15 protein-coding genes are annotated in these 18,778 nt (G+C 43.9%); 6 read left to right on the forward strand and 9 right to left on the reverse strand.

Annotated features, from left to right (window positions below; genetic code table 11):
• Positions 1-156 precede the first annotated feature (156 nt).
• The 4 genes from QUB30_RS23830 to QUB30_RS23845 form a co-directional block, all read right to left on the reverse strand.
• A complete protein-coding gene (locus QUB30_RS23830) occupies positions 157-1,077 on the reverse strand; it encodes a transposase family protein (RefSeq protein ID WP_333338411.1) in 921 nt (306 codons plus the stop codon).
• A gap of 69 nt (positions 1,078-1,146) precedes the next feature.
• Entirely contained in the window at positions 1,147-3,807 is a 2,661-nt protein-coding gene (locus QUB30_RS23835) for a DNA polymerase III subunit alpha (RefSeq protein ID WP_333338416.1), read from the reverse strand.
• Between the two features lie 140 nt (positions 3,808-3,947).
• Positions 3,948-4,367: a lysozyme inhibitor LprI family protein gene (locus QUB30_RS23840; RefSeq protein WP_333338418.1), complete on the reverse strand. Its 420-nt coding sequence runs from the start codon at positions 4,365-4,367 to the stop codon at positions 3,948-3,950.
• A gap of 16 nt (positions 4,368-4,383) precedes the next feature.
• Positions 4,384-4,698: a DUF2499 domain-containing protein gene (locus QUB30_RS23845; protein WP_242715849.1), complete on the reverse strand. Its 315-nt coding sequence runs from the start codon at positions 4,696-4,698 to the stop codon at positions 4,384-4,386.
• A gap of 437 nt (positions 4,699-5,135) precedes the next feature.
• Here QUB30_RS23845 and csaB point away from each other — a divergent pair, with 437 nt between their 5' ends.
• From csaB to trmB, 3 genes are all read left to right on the forward strand, one after another.
• On the forward strand, positions 5,136-6,173 hold the full coding sequence (gene csaB, locus QUB30_RS23850) for a polysaccharide pyruvyl transferase CsaB (RefSeq protein ID WP_333338421.1): 1,038 nt from the start codon (positions 5,136-5,138) through the stop codon (positions 6,171-6,173).
• Between the two features lie 22 nt (positions 6,174-6,195).
• Positions 6,196-6,948, forward strand: coding sequence for a Uma2 family endonuclease (locus QUB30_RS23855; protein ID WP_333338424.1), 753 nt, complete (start codon positions 6,196-6,198; stop codon positions 6,946-6,948).
• A 159-nt stretch (positions 6,949-7,107) separates the two neighbouring features.
• Positions 7,108-7,740, forward strand: coding sequence for a tRNA (guanosine(46)-N7)-methyltransferase TrmB (gene trmB, locus QUB30_RS23860; protein ID WP_333338427.1), 633 nt, complete (start codon positions 7,108-7,110; stop codon positions 7,738-7,740).
• Positions 7,741-7,888: 148 nt separating this feature from the next.
• Here trmB and QUB30_RS23865 read toward each other — a convergent pair whose 3' ends face one another.
• Complete coding sequence (locus tag QUB30_RS23865) at positions 7,889-9,403, reverse strand: phospholipid carrier-dependent glycosyltransferase (protein ID WP_333338429.1); 1,515 nt, start codon at positions 9,401-9,403, stop codon at positions 7,889-7,891.
• Between the two features lie 308 nt (positions 9,404-9,711).
• Between QUB30_RS23865 and QUB30_RS23870 the strand changes: the two genes are divergently transcribed.
• Entirely contained in the window at positions 9,712-13,074 is a 3,363-nt protein-coding gene (locus QUB30_RS23870; RefSeq protein ID WP_333338433.1) for a CHAT domain-containing protein, read from the forward strand.
• 121 nt (positions 13,075-13,195) lie between these two features.
• On the opposite strand, the gene QUB30_RS23875 is transcribed toward QUB30_RS23870, so the two are convergent.
• The 3 genes from QUB30_RS23875 to acsF all read right to left on the reverse strand — a co-directional run bounded on the left by QUB30_RS23875 (position 13,196) and on the right by acsF (position 16,710).
• A complete protein-coding gene (locus tag QUB30_RS23875; protein WP_333338436.1) occupies positions 13,196-14,575 on the reverse strand; it encodes a site-specific DNA-methyltransferase in 1,380 nt (459 codons plus the stop codon).
• 14 nt (positions 14,576-14,589) lie between these two features.
• Positions 14,590-15,480 (reverse strand): hypothetical protein, encoded by an 891-nt coding sequence (locus tag QUB30_RS23880; protein ID WP_333338439.1) that lies wholly within the window; start codon positions 15,478-15,480, stop codon positions 14,590-14,592.
• 153 nt (positions 15,481-15,633) lie between these two features.
• Complete coding sequence (acsF, locus tag QUB30_RS23885) at positions 15,634-16,710, reverse strand: magnesium-protoporphyrin IX monomethyl ester (oxidative) cyclase (RefSeq protein ID WP_333338441.1); 1,077 nt, start codon at positions 16,708-16,710, stop codon at positions 15,634-15,636.
• A gap of 402 nt (positions 16,711-17,112) precedes the next feature.
• Between acsF and QUB30_RS23890 the strand changes: the two genes are divergently transcribed.
• Positions 17,113-17,589, forward strand: a complete 477-nt coding sequence (locus QUB30_RS23890; protein ID WP_190738825.1) for a TM2 domain-containing protein — start codon at positions 17,113-17,115, stop codon at positions 17,587-17,589.
• Between the two features lie 178 nt (positions 17,590-17,767).
• Positions 17,768-17,941 carry a 50S ribosomal protein L32 gene (rpmF, locus tag QUB30_RS23895; RefSeq protein ID WP_006632406.1) on the forward strand — a complete coding sequence of 58 codons (174 nt, stop codon included), beginning with the start codon at positions 17,768-17,770 and terminating at the stop codon, positions 17,939-17,941.
• 42 nt (positions 17,942-17,983) lie between these two features.
• On the opposite strand, the gene queA is transcribed toward rpmF, so the two are convergent.
• A partial coding sequence (gene queA, locus QUB30_RS23900; protein ID WP_333338443.1) for a tRNA preQ1(34) S-adenosylmethionine ribosyltransferase-isomerase QueA occupies positions 17,984-18,778 on the reverse strand: 795 nt, incomplete at its 5' end.

Below are 18,778 nucleotides of genomic sequence, written 5' to 3' on the forward strand. Positions count from 1 at the left end.
ATTAGACATCTCCGAAAACAATCAAAGCCTCTGTATAGTTAAGTTATAGGACATAAATGTAATCATCGTAAATTAGCTACTGTGTACAATAAAACAACACTTTGAGATATTTATTGTTGATAATTATGCCAAAATATTGAGTGAACTGTGTTAATTTTAATCGGACGCTTTCACCGCTTGTTCTGGTAATATTAAGGCTCCCATTCGCAACCTTACTATTCCACAGATCGTTAAAATTACTTTCTCATATTTTTGGGGATTCAACCTAAATCTTTCTTGGACAACTCGAAATATTTTGAGCGAGCGAATTCGATGTTCAACAAAGATTCTTTTAGCTGAAAATGCTTTGTTTTGTTCTTTTTGTTCAGTTGTTAATTCTCGATTTCTGGGTTTTTTAATAGGAGTTGTAATTAAAGCTTCTCCAACGTAAGCTTTATCTCCCTTAAATCTTTGTTGAGGGTCAAACTGTGAGCGTTCTTCTCGGAATAAAGTTATATCGCTTTTAGGTCCAGGTTCCCCTGCCACAACATCAACGATATCTCTACCATCTGGCATGATAATTATTTGACTTTTGAATGTATGATTACTCTTCTTGCCTGAAAAGTATTTTTCTTGTTCATCCTTATCTCCAGGTCTCTCTCTGACTTGTTCGTAGGTATCTACTATTAATTCATATTCTGTGAGTATTTCCTTAACTATTTCATAGTCAGCAGCGTTTTTTTTTACTTGTTCAAGTAAGCTACATGGTAGCAATTCTCGCAATTTAGGCAACCAATAGTTAAATGTATCATTAGCTGTAGACTCACTTACTCCAAACTGGATGCCCAGAAGTTGAAATGTTGTCATATGCCTCAGATAGACCAATGTTAAAATTATTTGTTCGCCCCTAGATAGTTTGGGTTTTCTACCGCCTCCACCAGCAATAAGTCTAACTTTCTTTGATTCTAGTAAAGCTTGTTTTTCATGATGTAATCGTTCCGCGTTTTGAATTAATTGTTGTAACTGCTCATAATCCAAGCCAATTAATCGCTGTGTTTCTTTAGGATGCTCTTCAATATGATTTAGTATGTCGCTCATGTTTCTGTGTCAAAAAAGCTTTAGGATGGGATCTTATCACGAATTATTACTATTTTGGAGATGTCTATTTTATATATCTGAGCTAGAGTTGATTTGTTTTAAGTCTAATCCTTGTTCAAAGATTTCGTCAATGGGCAGCATTTGACCGCCAACAGTCATAAACTTGTGATCTTTTGTGGCGCGAATTATCGAGCCATCTTCCAGACAATACTCAAAGACCTCCTGCTGCCCCCGGCGATGCCACTGTGAAATTGACTGTGTATAAATATAACCGTTGCTATCAACACTATAAACAGTACATTCAATTTTTTCCTCAACGATTTTGCCAATAGCCATCGGCCCATATTCCACCGTCAATATCTTCGTGTCATAGCTCAAACAATATTCCGCAAATTGCAGCATCTGCGCGAACAGTTTATCCGCAATTCTTTGACTAACTCCATTCTTAGTTGCGCCGTCGATAAACGTTTCTTTTTGCTTCTGCATTTCATCAGCTTTCTTCTTGCCCATTGCGCGCCGCAGCAAGTCAGCTTGACCCAAAGAATAGCCCGCCAAATCTTGAGCCATCCGCATAATTTGCTCTTGAAAGCAAAGCGTTCCGTAAGTCTCTTTTAAAATCGGCTCTAATAGCGGATGATCGTACTCAACTGTTTTACCGTGCTTGCAGTCAATAAACTGAGGAATCAAACCTGCATCCAGCGGCCCAGGTCGGTAAAGTGCCAAAATAGAAGAAATATCATCCAGACAGGAAGGTTTGAGTTTTTTCACTACATCCAGCATCCCAGAGGATTCTAGCTGAAAAATACCTTCTAAATCTCCTCTTTCTAAAAGTCTATAAGTTTTATCTACATCATCAGGTAACTTTTTGATTCTGCCAAAAGTCTCTTGAGCTCTGCGCTCTATATCAGAAGGTAGCATTTCTGGATCGACAATTAGATTTTGGGTTTGCTTAATATAATCAACAGTTTTCTGGAGCGTGGTTAAATTTTTCAATCCCAAAAAGTCCATTTTCAGCAGCCCCAAAAATTCCAAATCTTCCATGAAATATTGGGTAATTACAGCACCCTCATTATTCTTTTGCAGCGGTACAAGTTCATCCAACGGCTCTGAAGAAATTACCACACCTGCCGCGTGAACCCCATAGGTTTTGTTGGTTCCTTCAATACGAATTGCCATGTCAATCCACTGACGAACTGGGACTTCAGTACCAGTTTCTGCATTTATGCAAATTGTATTTTCATAGTTGTCTTTAAATTCCTGTGCAGGTGTGTCATCGGAAATCATCACTTTAAGTTTTTCCGGTTTTCCCCTGGACACTGGAATTAATTTTGCCATTTCGTCGGCTTTTTTGTAGGGAATACCTAACACCCTCCCAACATCTTTCAATACAGCTTTTGATGTCATTCTGTTGAAAGTAATAATTTGCGCTACGCGGTCGCTACCATATTTTTCAGTAACGTATTTAATCATGTCGTCTCGCCTTTCTATGCAGAAATCGCTATCAATATCTGGCATAGATTTGCGTTCGGGATTGAGAAATCGCTCGAATAGTAGTCCGTGGTGTACGGGGTCTATATTAGTGATTTTGAGGACGTAGGCAACTAGAGAACCTGCGGCAGAACCGCGTCCTGGCCCTACTGGAATATCATTGTCTCTCGCATATTTTATGTAGTCCCAAACTACTAAAAAATATTCCGAAAAGCCCATTTGCTGAAGCATTTTCAGTTCGTATTCTAGTCTTTGTTTGTAGACGGGGGGGATTTCATTTCTGGTGCGGGCTTTGAGGCGTTCTAAGAGTCCCTGCCAGGATATTTCTTCTACATAAGTATCGGCTGTATGTTCTGGGGGAATTGGAATTGTGGGAATCCGAGCTTCTCCTGTGAGATCGTATCTCGATACTTTATTTGCGACCTCTAGGGTATTTTCGATCGCCTCTTTGATTGTTTCATCATCCAAATGGTCTCGAAACAGTTGCGCCATCTCGTCTGCGGACTTCAAATACTCAGTGCCGCTGTAGCGCATCCGCTTGTCTTCTTCAATCAGTTTGTTGGTGTTAATGCACAGCAAAGCATCGTGTGCTTCTACGTCGTTGCAGGAAATATAGTGAGAATCATTGGTGGCAATTATTTTAATCTTGAGTTCACGGGCAATTTTAACGATTTCAACATTAACAATCCGATCTTCCGGGGAACCGTGGTCTTGAATTTCTATATAGTAATCTTCCCCAAATACTTCTTTATACCATGTGGCTACTTCACGGGCAGTATCTAGCTTGTTTTGCAGAATCATTTGCGGAACTTCGCCGCCCAAACAAGCACTGGTGACAATTAAACCTTCGGAGTATTGTTTTAGCAGTTCCTTGTTGATGCAAGGTCTGGCAAAAATACCTCTTTCAGGCATTCCCTTTAAGTGGGAAATTGTGGTTAGTTTGACGAGGTTTTTATAACCTTGGGTATTTTTAGCTAAAACAACTTGATGGTATTTTCTTCTACCTCGAACTTTTACTTCTATGTCGCCGTTGACGACATACATTTCGTTGCCAATAATCGGCTTAATATTTTTATTTCGGCAAACTTTGATTAGCTCGATCGCCCCGTACATCACCCCGTGGTCTGTAAGGGCGATCGCGGGCATCCCCAATTCCACCGCCCGTTCTGCGAGCTGCTGTAGCTGAGACGCCCCATCTAGTAAGCTATAATCGCTGTGAATGTGCAAACCAACGAAGGACATAGCGATTTTGGATTTTAGATTTTAGATTTTAGATTGTACACCATCCGGATAGAGAAAGATCAAATAAAAAAATTTGGGACTCAATCGTTGTTCTCTCGTAGGGTGGGTATCTATTGCATTACTAAATATCGATCGCACTGTTACAAACTTGCTTGTTTCAAATAACCTTCCAAATCTTTAATCCGTTCTTGCGTCACTCTTGCCCTGCAATAACCGTAGGTAGAAGCAGCCAAAGTACCGCCTTCAAACTGCCCCATTTCATAATTGCAAGATTCATCTCGAAACTTGAGCCAACTGCGCTGTGCAACAGTCAATCTCTGCTTTTGTTTGCTGTTGAGTTTTTGCAGAAGTTGCTGATATACTTGATTGAGCTTTCTGTCTGCTGCCTGAAACTCTTGACTAGAACACACATTCATGTCCAGTGTCGTTTGAGGACTTTTACAGTTAGGCTGTTGGGCGACTTGCATGGGAATGTTGCTGGCTTTGCTGGGAAGCAAAAATCCGGCTGTCAACAAAAGCAAACTCGCTGCTAATTTTACCGAAATAGTGCTAGTTTTCAATTCGTTTCTCCTTTTTTTAATCTTTAATTTTCTCTGCTGGCTGAGCCGATCGCCAAATCCACCAAGCCGCCGCCCACAAAGTAAAATTGCCGAAGAGAGTCATCGCCGCTTGCAGGGTAACGATCCATTCTAGGGCTGGAGAGTTGTCAAAATAGTGCCATGTACAGGCACACATAGCGCTGACGAGAGCGGGCAGCATTCCGGCGGAAAGGGCCCACCAAGCTCGGTTTTGAGTGACTTCGCCGTAAGTCCAAATTAACCAGATGGCGGCAATCCACTCGACGACGCTAGAGACGTGAATAATCCAGGTGGGAATTGACAAAGCGTGCATTTTTTGTATGGTGAACGAAGATGAAAGATTTATCGATAACGAAGATGAAAGATTTATCGATCGGGACTTACGCAACTGTCATATAAAGTATGATGAGTCAGTCGATTTTAGATTTTAGATTTTAGATTTTAGATTTACTCCACAGATGAATCTTGGAGCTTGAGCTTTGGTCTAAAATTTTAGGAGCATCCACGACTTAAGTCGGGGCTTGTACCTGTTTTTGGGCTGGTCATACAATTTTAGATTAGCGATTGGAGATTTTATTAGATTTGCGATTTGAGCTGAATGATGACGTAAAGCCTTGAAGCTTGATGACAGTAGCATTTTTTTGGTAGTAGCATCAAATTTCAAATCTCAAATATCAAAAAAATCTAAAATCTAAAATCTAAAATCTAAAATCGTTAGATTCCCCATCACAAACAAAGAAAAGAGTAGAAATGCGAGCAATTTTGTGCGGCTATTACGGTAAAGGCAACGGCGGCGACGAGGCGCTGTTGGCATCGCTACTGCAAATGTTACCAGATGGCGTGACGCCGATCGTCCTATCTGGCAATCCTGTCGAGACAAATCAGCGGTACGGGGTAGCTGCGCTCGATCGCATGAATGCGTTCCAAGTTCTCGAAGCACTCCGCACATCCGACGCGCTAATTTGGGGCGGCGGTAGTTTAATCCAAGACGCTACTAGCATTGCGAGCCCTTTCTATTATGGGGGTTTGATGGGATTAGCGCAGCGGATGGGCTTAAAAACAGTTGCTTGGGCCCAGGGAATTGGGCCTTTGAAGCGCGAAATGACTCGCAAGTTATCTCAGCGCTGTTTTGCTGGATGCACCGCCGTCAGCGTGCGCGATAAAGGTTCAGCTACTTTACTTGCAGATTGGAAAATTCCCTTTACTTTAGCGCCCGATCCCGTGTGGGCTTTGGAGAATTCTCCCGTGTCGGGTTTGTGGGATTTACCTGCGCCCAGAGTTGCTGTTTGTTTGCGTTCTCATTCTACACTAACTCCGGCGCGTTTGTCAATCTTAACTCAAGCTTTAGTTGACTTTCAAAAAGCAACTCGCACCTTAATTTTGCTGCTGCCTTTTCAAGCGTCTCACGACTTAGAAATTGCGAAACATTTACACGAAGCCCTGCCCAAAACGAGCCGCATCCTCAGTTTAGACGATCCGCGAAAATTGAAAGGAGTGTTCCGGGGAGTCGAAATGGCGATCGGGATGCGCTACCACAGTTTAATTATGGCAGCATCCGAAGAATGCCGCTGTTTTGCTCTCAGCTACGATCCGAAAGTAAGCCAGTTAATGGAAGAGCTAGAAATGCCAGGATACTTATTATCAGAATTGCCAGACGATCCTTATTTAATTAGCAAAACCTGGATGGAACACTATGCTAACGGCGACGCCTTATCTCCAGACAGGATAAAATTTATAGTAGAGCGATCGCTCTTTCATCGCGAAGTATTGCGAGCCGCGCTCCAGTAATCTCATTCAGAGGTGAAATACAATGACAGTAAGTACAGCAGACTTAAAAATTACCTGGGAAAAATTGCCAGACGATTTTATTTTAGACGAGGAACCTGTGGAAAATATCGACCAGCCCTTGCTCGCTGCCGCCTTGCGAGAAATCTTAGAAATCGCGGGGCTAATAGAAGCAGGAATATTAATTGCCCCAAATATGGGCATTTGTGCCACAGTAGATAGCAAGCTAGTTATCAAAGCTCCAGATTGGTTTTATGCCCGTAACGTCCAGCCGCTTTCTAGTCAAGAAATCCGCCGCAGTTACACTCCCAACTTAGAAGGGGAAGTCCCGGCGATTGTCATGGAATTTTTGTCAGCTAGTCCCAACGATGAATATTCTAGTAAACAAACTTATCCCCCCGGCAAATGGTTTTTTTACGAGCAAGTATTGCGAGTACCAATATATGCTCTTTTTGAACCAGCCAGTGGATTCCTAGAAATGTACCAGTTGGATTCATCAGGAAAGTATCAAGTACAACAACCAGATTTAAATGGTCATTATTGGATTGCAGGAGTGGGGTTATTTCTGGGGGTTTGGCAGGGAACAAAAGCTGAAAGAACCGGATATTGGTTGCGGTGGTGGAATGAGAGCGGAGAGATATTATTGTGGGGAGCAGAGATGGTAGAAAGGGAACGGCAGCAAAGGGATATCGTTCAACAGCAAGCCGAACAAGAACGAGAACGATCCGAAAGATTAGCCGCCCAATTAAGAGCAGCAGGCATTGAACCAGAAGCCTAATGCAATAATGAGCAGTTTAAAATTGTCCCTCTACAATTTAAGATGGCTCATTAATTAAAAAGTATTGAACAACATCGCAAAAATCAATATCTATCTGCGTAAATCCACGTTCATCTGCCCTAATCAACGGTTAAAAAATACATTCAGGAGACAGCAAAATTGGCAAGAGTAAGAGTGCGGGAACACGTCAATCCCCTATCAATTAGATATCAAGCATCTGCAAATCCCCCGGATTGGACTAAAATCTATGCCGACTTAAATTTACCGCTGCATTTAGATATCGGCTGCGGCAGAGGACGGTTTTTGTGGCACATGGCCCAAATCCAAACAGACTGGAATTTTCTAGGATTAGAAATTCGGGAACCTCTGGTAGAGGAGGCGAATCTTTGGCGGGACGAAAAAGGCTTGACAAATTTGCACTATTTGTTTTGCAATGCGAATAGTTCCCTGAAACCAATTTTAGAAACTTTACCCCCAGGCACTTTGCAGCGAGTTAGCATTCAATTTCCCGATCCCTGGTTCAAGAAAAAGCACCATAAACGGCGGGTGGTGCAGCAGGAATTAGTCAACGAATTGGCAACTTATCTGGCAATTGGCGGCGAAGTTTTTATCCAGTCAGATATTGAGGAAGTAGAAAGGGAAATGTGCGATCGCTTTTCATCTCACCCCAGTTTTAAACGTCAAAACGGCGACAACTGGCTAGCAGAAAACCCCCTGCCTGTGGCTACAGAAAGAGAAATTGCTACTCTGAAACGCGGTGAACCAGTTTATCGAGCACTCTATCAAAAATAATGCTCGCTTGTGCAAACTCGCCTTGGTAATAAATGTTATAACTTACATCTTGCACCTTTGTTAGGAACAGGCAAGATGCCTGTTCCACAAAACTTAATTTTATTGTGGAACGGGCATCTTGCCCGTTAATAAAAAAATTATTTCTAACTCAAACCCAAGACGGCAGCCACATCCGAATTTTCCATTCTATTTGCGACAAAGGCAGTCCCAAATAGATAGGCATCCAGAAAATAAAAGCACCCAAAACCATAAAAATAATTGTTACCCCCATCCCTCGGAGTCGAGTTTGAGGGCTGTGCAGCCACCTGTCAACCCACCAAGCAAGTGCTAAGGCTGCAAACACAGAACAGCCCATATAATGGTACAAAAATATGCAGCGAGTCACCTTCACCCAAGGCACCAAATTAGCGGACCAATTAACTATTAAATATAACCCCAGCCACATTTCAGCAGTCGGCGGAAACAAAATCGGCCGCTGCTGTTCTATCGTGTCAACAGAAGCCTCGCTGCGCGTTTGCAGCCACACCAAAATCCGGTGAACTAAAACTCCTATTACTAGCAGTAAAGCTAAGGTTGACAGCCACCAAAGCAATGGATTTCCCATTGCGTGAACGTCAAAAATTGCCTGAGTTGCACCTTCAGGTAAAGGCGGCAACTCCGGATCTGGTTGGGCATTGCTGCTAGCCGTTTTGTAGAAGTAAACTATGGGGCGCAGCATCAACGGCCAACTGTACCACGCGGAACAGTAAGGATGTACATCGGGGCCGCTTTTAATCCGCTGGTGATAAGTCAAAATTTCCGTTTGCATCTGCCAGAAATTGGGAGTTGGATTAAAGTGCAGGTGAGGAATCCAAGAGATGCTGTAAACTAGAATAGGAATAATAGCTAGACTCAAGGAGAGTTCTAGAAAATTGAGTTTAGTCAGTTTTTGTACGGGACTTTCGGCAGGAATTAGAGGTGAATCTACCTCGCGGCTTTGTTCTTCATTTCCTCTGTTGCCCTGGATAAAACGAACTGCCCAAGCACAGATTAAAATTAGATAAGTACCGAAAAGAAACCATAATCCGTTCCATTTGATAGCAGCAGATGCGCCGAAACCTATTCCGGCGAGTACGAGCAAAATCCAGCGCTTTTTACCTTTGGCTTCTACGGATTTTAAAAGAAATAACTGACCTGAAATCCCAAATAAAACTAGATAAATGTTGTTCAGCGCGTAGCGAGACTCCACTAAAAACAAACCGTCGCAGGCGATAAATAAAGCAGCAATAAAAGCAAAGGTGCGGCGCCGAACTAGCTGATAAGCTAGTGCTCCCACAACTAGGGGAATAAAGGAACCTGTGAGAGCATTCAGCCAGCGGTAATCCCAAGGGGAAAGCAGGGAGCCAGCCCTAGTGTTGACGGCTGTTTGTCCGAAAGGAAGGTGAGTACCGATCCAAATGCCGATCGCAATTATGTACTGGCTCAGAGGCGGGTGAGCGTTGAAAAAGGGAGTTTTTGTGAGATAATTGTTGGCAAATTTAGCGTAGTAAACTTCGTCAAATACTAAGGTATTAAATCGCTCCAGTTCCCAAAATCGCAGAATTAAGGAAAATAGGAACACAGCGAACATTCCTAAGCAAAAAACTAAAGTAGATCTGTTGAATTGTTTTTTGTTGATTTTCATAAAACAGCAGCAAATAGTAAATGCTAGATTTGAGGGCGATCGCTAATTTAAAATTCCTGAGTTGAGACTAACGTAAAATAGGACTTGTGCCGAAACCTAATTTTTTAGGAGAAACCAGGTTTTTTGGAACAACTCGGTTTCTTAAACCCGGTTTCTAATAATCCTTGGAGAGTGCAGCGAGAACGAGGAGGGACTATTGTTTCACCAAATGCTCCCGATCTAATTGGCAAGCAGGAAGGAAAAGGGTGCATCACAAGGTGCGATAGATTATGATAGCAGCTAATCATGTCTTTTTTGAGCGAGTGCTTATGAATCCCATACTTTCGATTTGGGGGCGTTGGGGCTTAGCTGTAGGTGCGACTATCCTGATGGGATCTGCAGCCGCGCCAAATTCCCAGACATTTGAAAGTTTTGCTGATTTCTGTACCAACAAAGAGAATTTGACCCCTGAAACCAGGCATACGGTGGAGGTGTTGCTATCAAAAGCAAAAACACAAGAGTGCGATCGCGCTCAAAAAACGCTGACTAATCTCACAGAACTTTCCCTAATTCGCAATCAAATAGTCGATATCAAACCATTATCAAAATTCACCAATCTGAGAAAGCTCAACCTCAGTTTCAATAAAATAACAGATGTGCAACCTTTATTGGGACTGAATAATCTGAGATTTCTCGTCCTCAATTTCAATCAAATCTCAGACGTGAAACCATTATCGGGACTGACTAATTTGACAGAGCTTTTCCTGGAAGCCAATCAAATCGTAGATGTAAAACCTTTAGCTGGATTGACTAATATAACAGGGCTGTCCCTCGCATCAAATCAAATTGTAGATGTGACACCTTTATCGAGAATGACTGAGTTAAATTTTCTTTATTTGAGTGGGAATAAAATCGCAGATGTAAAACCATTATCGGGATTGACAAATCTGATACTGCTTTTTCTGGCATCAAATCAAATCGCAGATGTCAAACCATTATCGGGATTGACAAATCTGACCGCCCTAGACCTCAGTAGAAATCAAATCGCAGATGCCAAACCTTTAGCGGGATTGGTAAATCTGACAACCCTCGATCTCAGTAGAAATCAAATCCCGGATGGGGAAGCCGAGCGATTAATACAGAAAAACAAAGAACTATTAAATCTAAAAACAGATGAAGCCGAGCGATTGGTTCAGGAAGCTAGGCGACTATTTGCTCGCGAAACAGCAGCATCTTATCAGGAGGCATTGCAAAAGTTTGATGGAGCGCGTTCGCTTTATCAAATGCTTAGAAATCGAGAGAAGGAAGCTTACACGCTGCATCAAATGGGCTTCATTACTAATAGATTAGGAGACAGACAGCAAGCCCTGAACTACTACAAGCAAGCCCTTTCTTGGAATCAGACTGTAGCCGATCGCCCTAAACAAGCCGTCATCCTCAACAACATTGGCGCCGTCTACTATGCTTTGGGAGAGAAACAGCAAGCCATCGACTACTATAACCAAGTCCTTTCCCTAATTCGGGAAATGGGCGATCGCCCTGAAGCAAGTATCAACCTCAGCAACATCTCGAACATACCCGCAAACAGCGACACATCTTTGGGCGATCGCACTGCGGAAGCCACCACACTCAACAACATCGGCTTAGCCTACAACGATTTGGGAGAAAAACAGAAAGCAAAAGAGTATTTCAACCAAGCCCTTCCCTTATTCCGCGCTATGGGCGATCGGGCTAAGGAAGCAACTACCCTTACCAATATTGGCTTAGTCTATTCAGATTTGGGAGAAAAACAAACAGCCCTCGACTACTACAAACAAGCCCTCGATTTGAGACAAAAAGCGGGCGATCGGCGGGGAGAAGCCCTTACCCTCAACAATACAGGTACTACTTACTCAGAATTGGGAAAACAGCAGGAAGCAGAAGAATATTTCAAACAAGCCCTGCCGCTGTTTCGCGCTGTGGGCGATCGTCCTGGGGAAGCTCTAACCCTCTACAATATGGCTAATATCAAAGGCGATCGAGGCAATTTAATCGCAGCCCTCACTGACATTGAAACCTCCATCAAAATCATCGAAAACCTCCGCACCAAAATTACCAACCACGAGCTCCGCATCTCATACTTTGCCACGGTACAAGACTATTACCAGTTCTACATTCACCTGTTAATGGAACTGCACAAAACCAATCCCAACTCTGGTTACGATCGCAAAGCCTTTCAAGCTAGCGAAAGTTCCCGCGCCCGCAGCCTCCTAGAACTTCTTCAAGAAGCAAACGCCGATATTCGCCAAGGTGTCGCCCCGGAATTATTGCAGCAAGAACGCAATTTACAACAGCAACTCGATGCCTTAGAAACACGCCGAATCGAAACTATAAGCCGCCCCAATCATACCCCCGCAGAAAAAGTAGAATTAGACCAAAAACGGAACACTTTACTAGGACAATATCAGGACATTCAAGCCCAAATCCGCTCCACCAGTCCCCGGTACGCCGCCCTCACCCAACCGCAACCTTTAACCCTGGCCCAGATTCAACAACAAATCCTCGATCAGAATACAATTTTACTCCAGTATTCTTTAGGGAAAGAGCGCAGCTATCTGTGGGCTGTGACTAAAACCAGTATCACCAGTTATGAATTGCCCAAACAGGTTGACATCGAAAAAGCCGCCCGCAATTTCCGCAATGCTGTGACTAACCCGCGCTACCGAAACATTCCCGATCGAGTTGCTGAAGCTAACAACACGCTCAGTCAAATTATTTTACAGCCCGTAGCAGCACAACTCGGTCAAAAACGCCTGCTGATAGTTGGCGATGGCATTCTCAATTACCTCCCCTTTGCCGCCCTCTCACTCCCCGAAACACCCGGTAATAATCGGAATCAGCCTTTAATTGTAGACCATGAAATTGTGCTGCTGCCTTCCGCTTCCACCTTGGGAATCTTAAGACAAAACTACAATGACAGACAACCCCCAACTAGGACTTTAGCAATGCTCGCCGATCCAGTTTTTACCGCTAACGATGAACGAGTCAGAACCCAGTCTAATAGCGCCAATCCCCAAGCAATAGAATCAGTAAATCTCGGTTTAAGCCGCTCTAGTCGCGACAATAACATACAGTTGAGCCGTTTAAAATTCACTCGCCAAGAAGCTCAAATCATTCAAGCGTTAGTACCAGCCAATTCTCGTACCGAATCTTTGGATTTTGCAGCCAGCCGCGCCGCAGCAACCAGTCAGAACTTAAGCCAATATAAAATCATTCATTTTGCCACTCACGGTTTAGCGAATAGCACTAACCCGGAACTATCAGGAATCATCTTGTCATTGGTAGATGAAAAGGGGAATCCATTAAACGGATTTCTGCGACTTACTGATATTTTCAATCTGAAGTTAGCAGCAGATTTAGTAGTGTTAAGTGCCTGTCAAACCGGAATGGGGCCGATCGTTCAAGGCGAGGGCATGGTAGGATTGACACGGGGATTTATGTATGCGGGGGCTCAGCGAGTTGTGGTGAGTTTATGGAATGTGGATGATGAAGGAACAGCTACGTTAATGTCAAGTTTCTATCAGGGAATGCTGCAAAAAGGGTTAACGCCAGCGGCGGCTTTAAGGGCGGCGCAACTGGAAATGTTGAAGCAGGAAGAGTGGCGTTCTTCTTATTATTGGGCGGCTTTTACGCTTCAGGGCGAATGGCGATAAATTTTAGGGAAAACAGTTATGATATCAAGTCAGGTTAATATTTGATAAATCTTATATGGTAATAGTCGATCCAATTTTTGGGATGTGGCAGAATGCTTTTTGTGATTTTTTTTGTAGGCTGCTACTGCCATTCTATCCATTGCCTCACAATATCTTCTAGTTGCCCAGCAAACGAATCAGTTGCATAAAGACCAAAGTTATTAATCATCTCGCTTTTTTCTAAGGGAGACTCAGCTTGAAATAGAGATTCATCTAAGTTAAAAAGCGATAATTGGCGAGACTCGTCATCCGATGGATTCTGGTGTAGGGATGTTTGCTGGCTGACAAAATCGCCCATCCGTTCGCAACCCTTAGCAAAACGGCGCAAAGTAGTTGAGATCGCCTCAGAACTATTATCAATTCCTATCCATCTCCTACCAAACTCCGAAGCAACACTCAAAGTCGTACCCGAACCGGCAAAGCAATCGAGCACTAAATCATCAGGATTTGATGAAGCTCGAATAATTCTACTAACTAGATCACGGTTTTTCTCAGTTGGATAACCTGTAATTTTAATATTCTGATTGTGAGCATCGCGAAACTCTAGCCAAATATCTTGTACGGGAATCCCGCTACTGCTATCCAAATATATCTTGCGACGGGGATTTCCTGTTGCAGACCAATATATTTCCCCTCTAGCATCCATTTCATCTAGTGTTTGAGGTGGAAATTGCCAATGCTTTCCCGGTGGCGGATTCATCCCTCGCCAAGACTTTCCTGTTTCACCATTTCGCACTCCAGGCGCATGAATTGGAACCTTTTTATATCGCCGTCCAGTTTCCTTTTCAATGTATTCATATTCTTTGTTGGCGCGCTTATCTGTCCATTCTTCAACAGGACGATTCCAGACATAAGTATCTGATTTACTATAAAACAGGATAAAATCTGAAACATTTCCGTAAGTCTTTTTTGTGTAGTTTTTTGGATTACATTTTTTGCGAGTAATCCAATTTCTAAAATTGCTTTGACCAAAAATTTCATCCATAATCACCTTGATATAAAATGCCATTTTATCATCAAGATGGACATATATTGAGCCGTCATCAGCTAATAACTCTCTCAAGAGTATCAACCTCTGACGAATAAATTCAATATAGCTGTTCCCTCCTAATAAGTCAGAATAAGCCTCTGTCTGAGAACGCGATTTAAACACACTTTTAGTTGCAAAAGGCGGATCTATATAAATTAATTTCACTTTACCTTTTACTGAACTATCTTTAAGTAAAGATGCTAAAATTGGTAAATTATCACCATAGTAAAGACGGTTTTCATTTGCCAGACTTAGCTTTTCATTGCTAGACCACAGTTTGACACATTCAGCTTGATGAGTGTCTAGAACTTCACTTGCAGGCACTTTTCCGGGATATGAAAAGCACGCATCCAAGCTATTGTTTAATGGGCTTTCACTAAAATTAGATGCAGCTTCACCCTGCGATTGTTTTTTTGAAATACCCGTAGCCATTGTCACTCCTATTTTCAAGAACGCAGCCATTCCACTGTAATCCGATCTGGAACCATACGCAGTGTCAATACAATAATCTTGTCTTGCCAGCTATTTTCAATATTTGCGTAGTCATCCCACATCGATCCGAGTAAGAGACCAGGCCCATCATTCAGGAAAATTACTTTAGTTCTTAAGTTATGATTTTGTGTATAGCTGAGGATTTCATCAGCGCAGCTACGATAACCACCTGTTCGGTCGTCTTCTTGTGCACCGCCTCTATCTGAATCATATCTTGCCAATCCTATTGCCAGCAAGTCATTTTCATTAATATCGTAAATCACAAAATCCACAGGACGTTTCGGGTTGGGATAGTTGGCGAAGACATTTCCCATCAGGATATCTTTTCCAGCTCGCTCTGGCCCTCTGATTGCCAAGTAGGGAAAGTGTAACCGGAATAAGGAGAAAAATCTTTCAGTTAAGTCGTATCCCTTTTTTCCGCGACTTTTGTATTCCCACAATAAAGCCGACAGTGCCTCATCGGGAATTGGACGAGTCATATAAGCAGCTTGAACTTCTTGAACAGACCTAAAACGTACTCCGAACTGATTGCAAATTTCCGTTGCCTTTTTTTTCCTTCTGAGCATTTCCACGGGAAGCTCAGGGCTGACATACTTGCGAAACACCCTAAAAAGTTGAACTCGCATCCATGTGCTGGGAACCTCTGAAATCTGTATAAATAGACGCACCGATGATTCAGAAGTCCTGAGTAATTGCCCAAACATTACTAGAACAGGTTCGTAAAGTTCGCAAGCCTCCTGCAATATATCGGGATAGTATTCTCCGGCAGTCAAGGTGATCCAGTTCTGTCCATCTGCTTTGTAGTCTGCAAAAGAGTTGCGTCTTCCCGAACTCATATCACTCATTCCTCATCTCACAATTAACTCCTTCATAAAGTTCCTTAATTGAATTTGAAACCCGATCGCACGCCGCCCATGAAAACTAATCTAACATCATACCAAAAGAAAGCGGTTCTGCTTGCTGCAGAACCGCCGTAACAGAGGATGAAAAATCAAAAATTAACGGACTGCACCCTCAACTGAAGGTGATTCAATCGTCTTCATGAAGTACAGCTTCACTAATTGCCAGCCGTTCGACAAATACAAAGGCAATTTTTGGAAGAATTGCAAGAATTTCGGAGTATTAGAAGCAACAATTGCAGTCAACTGCTGATTGTTCTTGAGGCAAACATCCAGGCGTTCGTAAAACTCTGGGTTGTTCACGTCCAGCATAACGGGGAATACGCGGCCTGCTGTTTCGTTGGTCTTTTTAATCACTTCGATGTCGTATTCGCGAGCATCAAGACCGAGCGATCGATAAAAACCCGCGCGCTGGATATCATTGAGATACATTGTCGCGAACACTGACAGCAAGAAGAAACGGCACCAAAGCTTAGCGCGCCAATCGTTCAACATCTGAGGCTGAGCTCTCATCACCGCATCAAAGAAATCTCCGTGGCGGTTTTCATCCTGGCACCAATTTTCAAAGAATCGGAAAATCGGATAAATCTGGTCTTCAGGATGCGCTTTTAAGTGCTGATAAATCGTGATGTAGCGCCAATAACCGATTTTTTCCGACAAGTAAGTCGCGTAGAAAATAAACTTCGGTTTAAAGAATGTGTAACTGCGGCTCTTTGTCAAGAAACCCAAATCCAGGGACAAATTAAAGTCCGAGAGAGCTTTGTTGAGGAATCCGGCGTGCCGCGCTTCGTCGCGGGACATCAGGTTGAAACCCTCGGCGAGCACTGGATTTTTGTCCTTGAGCCTGCGTCCCAATTCTTTGTAAAGCAAGAACCCAGAAAACTCAGCCGTGCATGAACGTTCTAGAAACTCAATGAACAACTGGCGTTTTTCGCCGTCAATGTGATCCCAAGATTGAGCGAACTCCTCATCCCGCACGAAGTGGTTTTTGTTGTAGTCAACGCGGAACTCTTGGATAATTGCTTCTAGTTCGGCTTCATTTACCGAGATGTCCATTTTGGCCATCTCGTCAAAGTCTGTTGTGTAAAATCTCGGCGTGAGAATAGTTTCTTTGGCTGGGGCTTTCACTCCCGGCCGCAGTTCTTCAAAAGTGGGTTTTTTGAGGGAATCTACCATATGTTTATTGGATTTCTGCTTATAACTACTCGCTTGTTTCCATTGTCGGGCACTGCGGGCGATCGCGCTCGTGTATGTCCGGCCAGCGCTGGCGGCGCGCTTGCTTTGGGGCTCCGTGTGGAATCCAGTGTGAAATCCAGTTCTAAGCTGCTGTAATTTCCACGCCCTCCAGTTTACCAAGCTCTCGCCCGCGAAAATATGTTGCTGGCGTTAAGAATTGCTACGCAAAATTACTCATGGGCTTCCAGACAAGGTATTGGGAAACCAAATTCTGCCTTTTGTCAGTTTATTAGGCTAGCACACAAATAAATTCCCCTGTCAAGCTGTTTAAACACCGCATAGAAAGTACAAAATGTATAGAGGGACTCCAATTCTAGAATAATCAGGCAGGACGGTCAGAAAATGAGCAATTTAGGTGTTAGTTACCTTTTATGGGCAGCTTGTTTTTTCGGCCCCTTCGGACTCCACCGCCTCTACAACGGCAAGATTGGTAGTGGTTTGCTGTGGCTGTTTACCTTTGGTTTGTTTGGGTTCGGGCAATTGTTTGACTTGCTGCTGCTGCCGAACATGGTGGACGAACACAATGCCAGTCTCAGGGGCAAACTCGGCGTATCTCGCGAAGGTATACCGCTATATCCCAGCAGCGGGGCGATCGCCGCGACATATCCCAAGCCAACTCCCGACCAGTTAGGGGTTAAACTCCTGAAGGCAGCTTATACCAAGAACGGAAGATTATCTGTCACCCAAGGGGTGATGGCAACCGGCGCTACTTTTGCCGAAGTGGAAGAGGCTTTCACGGCAATGCTCAAAACAGGTTATGTGAGTATTGAGAACGATGCCGTAACTGGCGTCGTGATCTACCACTTTCACGAACTTTAGCTGCTGCGGGTGCGTCAGAATCGGGGATTTTGTCTGTTGTTCGAGAAGCTAATCGCTGACGCACCCTACTACTTGATATTGCTTGCTGAGCAGTCGTTGCCGTTTTTTTGAGTAAGCATTGCCGGCAAAATCGGCTAGAATGTTTGTTTGTCTATACAATCCGAAAGTATTTAGTGTCATGGCAGTCCCTAAGAAGAAAACCTCCAAATCCAAGAAGAATATGCGCAAGGCCACATGGAAGCGCAAAGCTGTAGTGGCAGCTCAGAAAGCTCTATCTCTGGGCAAATCTGTTCTGACTGGGCGTTCCAACAGCTTCGTGTATCCCGGCAATGAAGAAGAGGAGGAAGAATAGAAACGGAATACCGGGCATGGGGCGAACCCGATGCCCGATCGATCAATCCTTTTTTGCTGTTGGTAAAATCAGCATGGCATCGCCAAAGGAATAAAAGCGGTACTGATGCTCGATCGCTTCTCGGTACAAATCCAACAGCCGAGGCCTTCCAATCATCGCACTTACCATCATCATCAAAGTAGAGCGGGGCAAGTGAAAATTGGTAATCATCCCCTCTACAACCCGCCACTTGTAACCAGGGTATATAAACAAATTTGTCTGGCCGCAAAAAGGCTGCAAGGAAAAATCGCCGCTCGCCGCTGCGGCTCCCTCTAAAGCTCGCACTGCTGTCGTACCCACGGCAAAGATCCGCCCCCCTCTGGCTTGAGTTTCGCGGATTTTCTCGACTGTGGCGGGGGGTACTTCCACCCATTCGCCGTGCATTTTGTGAGCAGTCACGTCTGCCACCTCCACCGGGCGAAACGTCCCTACTCCAACGTGCAGGGTGATAAAAGTTTTTTCGATTCCCCGCTGTTCCAAGCGGTTGAACAATTCTTCGGTGAAGTGCAGGCCTGCTGTGGGGGCCGCCACCGCCCCAAGCCGATCGGCATAGACAGTCTGGTACTGTTCCGCTGAAGCTTGGGAATTGTCGATGTAGGGCGGCAGGGGTACGTGGCCGTATTCGTCCAAAAACTTCACCAGACTCGCATCTGTGGGGATGTCAAACTCCAACAGCCGTCCCCCTGTTGCCTCGTCCCTCTCTATAACTGTCGCAGTCAATCGACGACGATCGATCACCTCCGCTTCGGGAACGCAACAGCAAGGATCTGCTGCGGAGTCCTCGCAGGGTGGGGCGAT

The sequence above is a fragment of the Microcoleus sp. BROC3 genome (genome assembly GCF_036702515.1).
GTDB lineage: Bacteria > Cyanobacteriota > Cyanobacteriia > Cyanobacteriales > Microcoleaceae > Microcoleus.

Bases quoted from the DNA above. Each gene is read 5' to 3' on its own strand.
- QUB30_RS23835 (WP_333338416.1), bottom strand. From the start codon at position 3,807: ATGTCCTTCGTTGGTTTGCACATTCACAGCGATTATAGCTTACTAGAT.
- QUB30_RS23830 (WP_333338411.1), bottom strand. From the start codon at position 1,077: ATGAGCGACATACTAAATCATATTGAAGAGCATCCTAAAGAAACACAG.
- QUB30_RS23880 (WP_333338439.1), bottom strand. From the start codon at position 15,480: ATGAGTGATATGAGTTCGGGAAGACGCAACTCTTTTGCAGACTACAAA.
- QUB30_RS23855 (WP_333338424.1), top strand. From the start codon at position 6,196: ATGACAGTAAGTACAGCAGACTTAAAAATTACCTGGGAAAAATTGCCA.
- QUB30_RS23875 (WP_333338436.1), bottom strand. From the start codon at position 14,575: ATGGCTACGGGTATTTCAAAAAAACAATCGCAGGGTGAAGCTGCATCT.
- acsF (WP_333338441.1), bottom strand. From the start codon at position 16,710: ATGGTAGATTCCCTCAAAAAACCCACTTTTGAAGAACTGCGGCCGGGA.
- QUB30_RS23845 (WP_242715849.1), bottom strand. From the start codon at position 4,698: ATGCACGCTTTGTCAATTCCCACCTGGATTATTCACGTCTCTAGCGTC.
- rpmF (WP_006632406.1), top strand. From the start codon at position 17,768: ATGGCAGTCCCTAAGAAGAAAACCTCCAAATCCAAGAAGAATATGCGC.
- csaB (WP_333338421.1), top strand. From the start codon at position 5,136: ATGCGAGCAATTTTGTGCGGCTATTACGGTAAAGGCAACGGCGGCGAC.
- QUB30_RS23890 (WP_190738825.1), top strand. From the start codon at position 17,113: ATGAGCAATTTAGGTGTTAGTTACCTTTTATGGGCAGCTTGTTTTTTC.
- QUB30_RS23865 (WP_333338429.1), bottom strand. From the start codon at position 9,403: ATGAAAATCAACAAAAAACAATTCAACAGATCTACTTTAGTTTTTTGC.
- QUB30_RS23870 (WP_333338433.1), top strand. From the start codon at position 9,712: ATGAATCCCATACTTTCGATTTGGGGGCGTTGGGGCTTAGCTGTAGGT.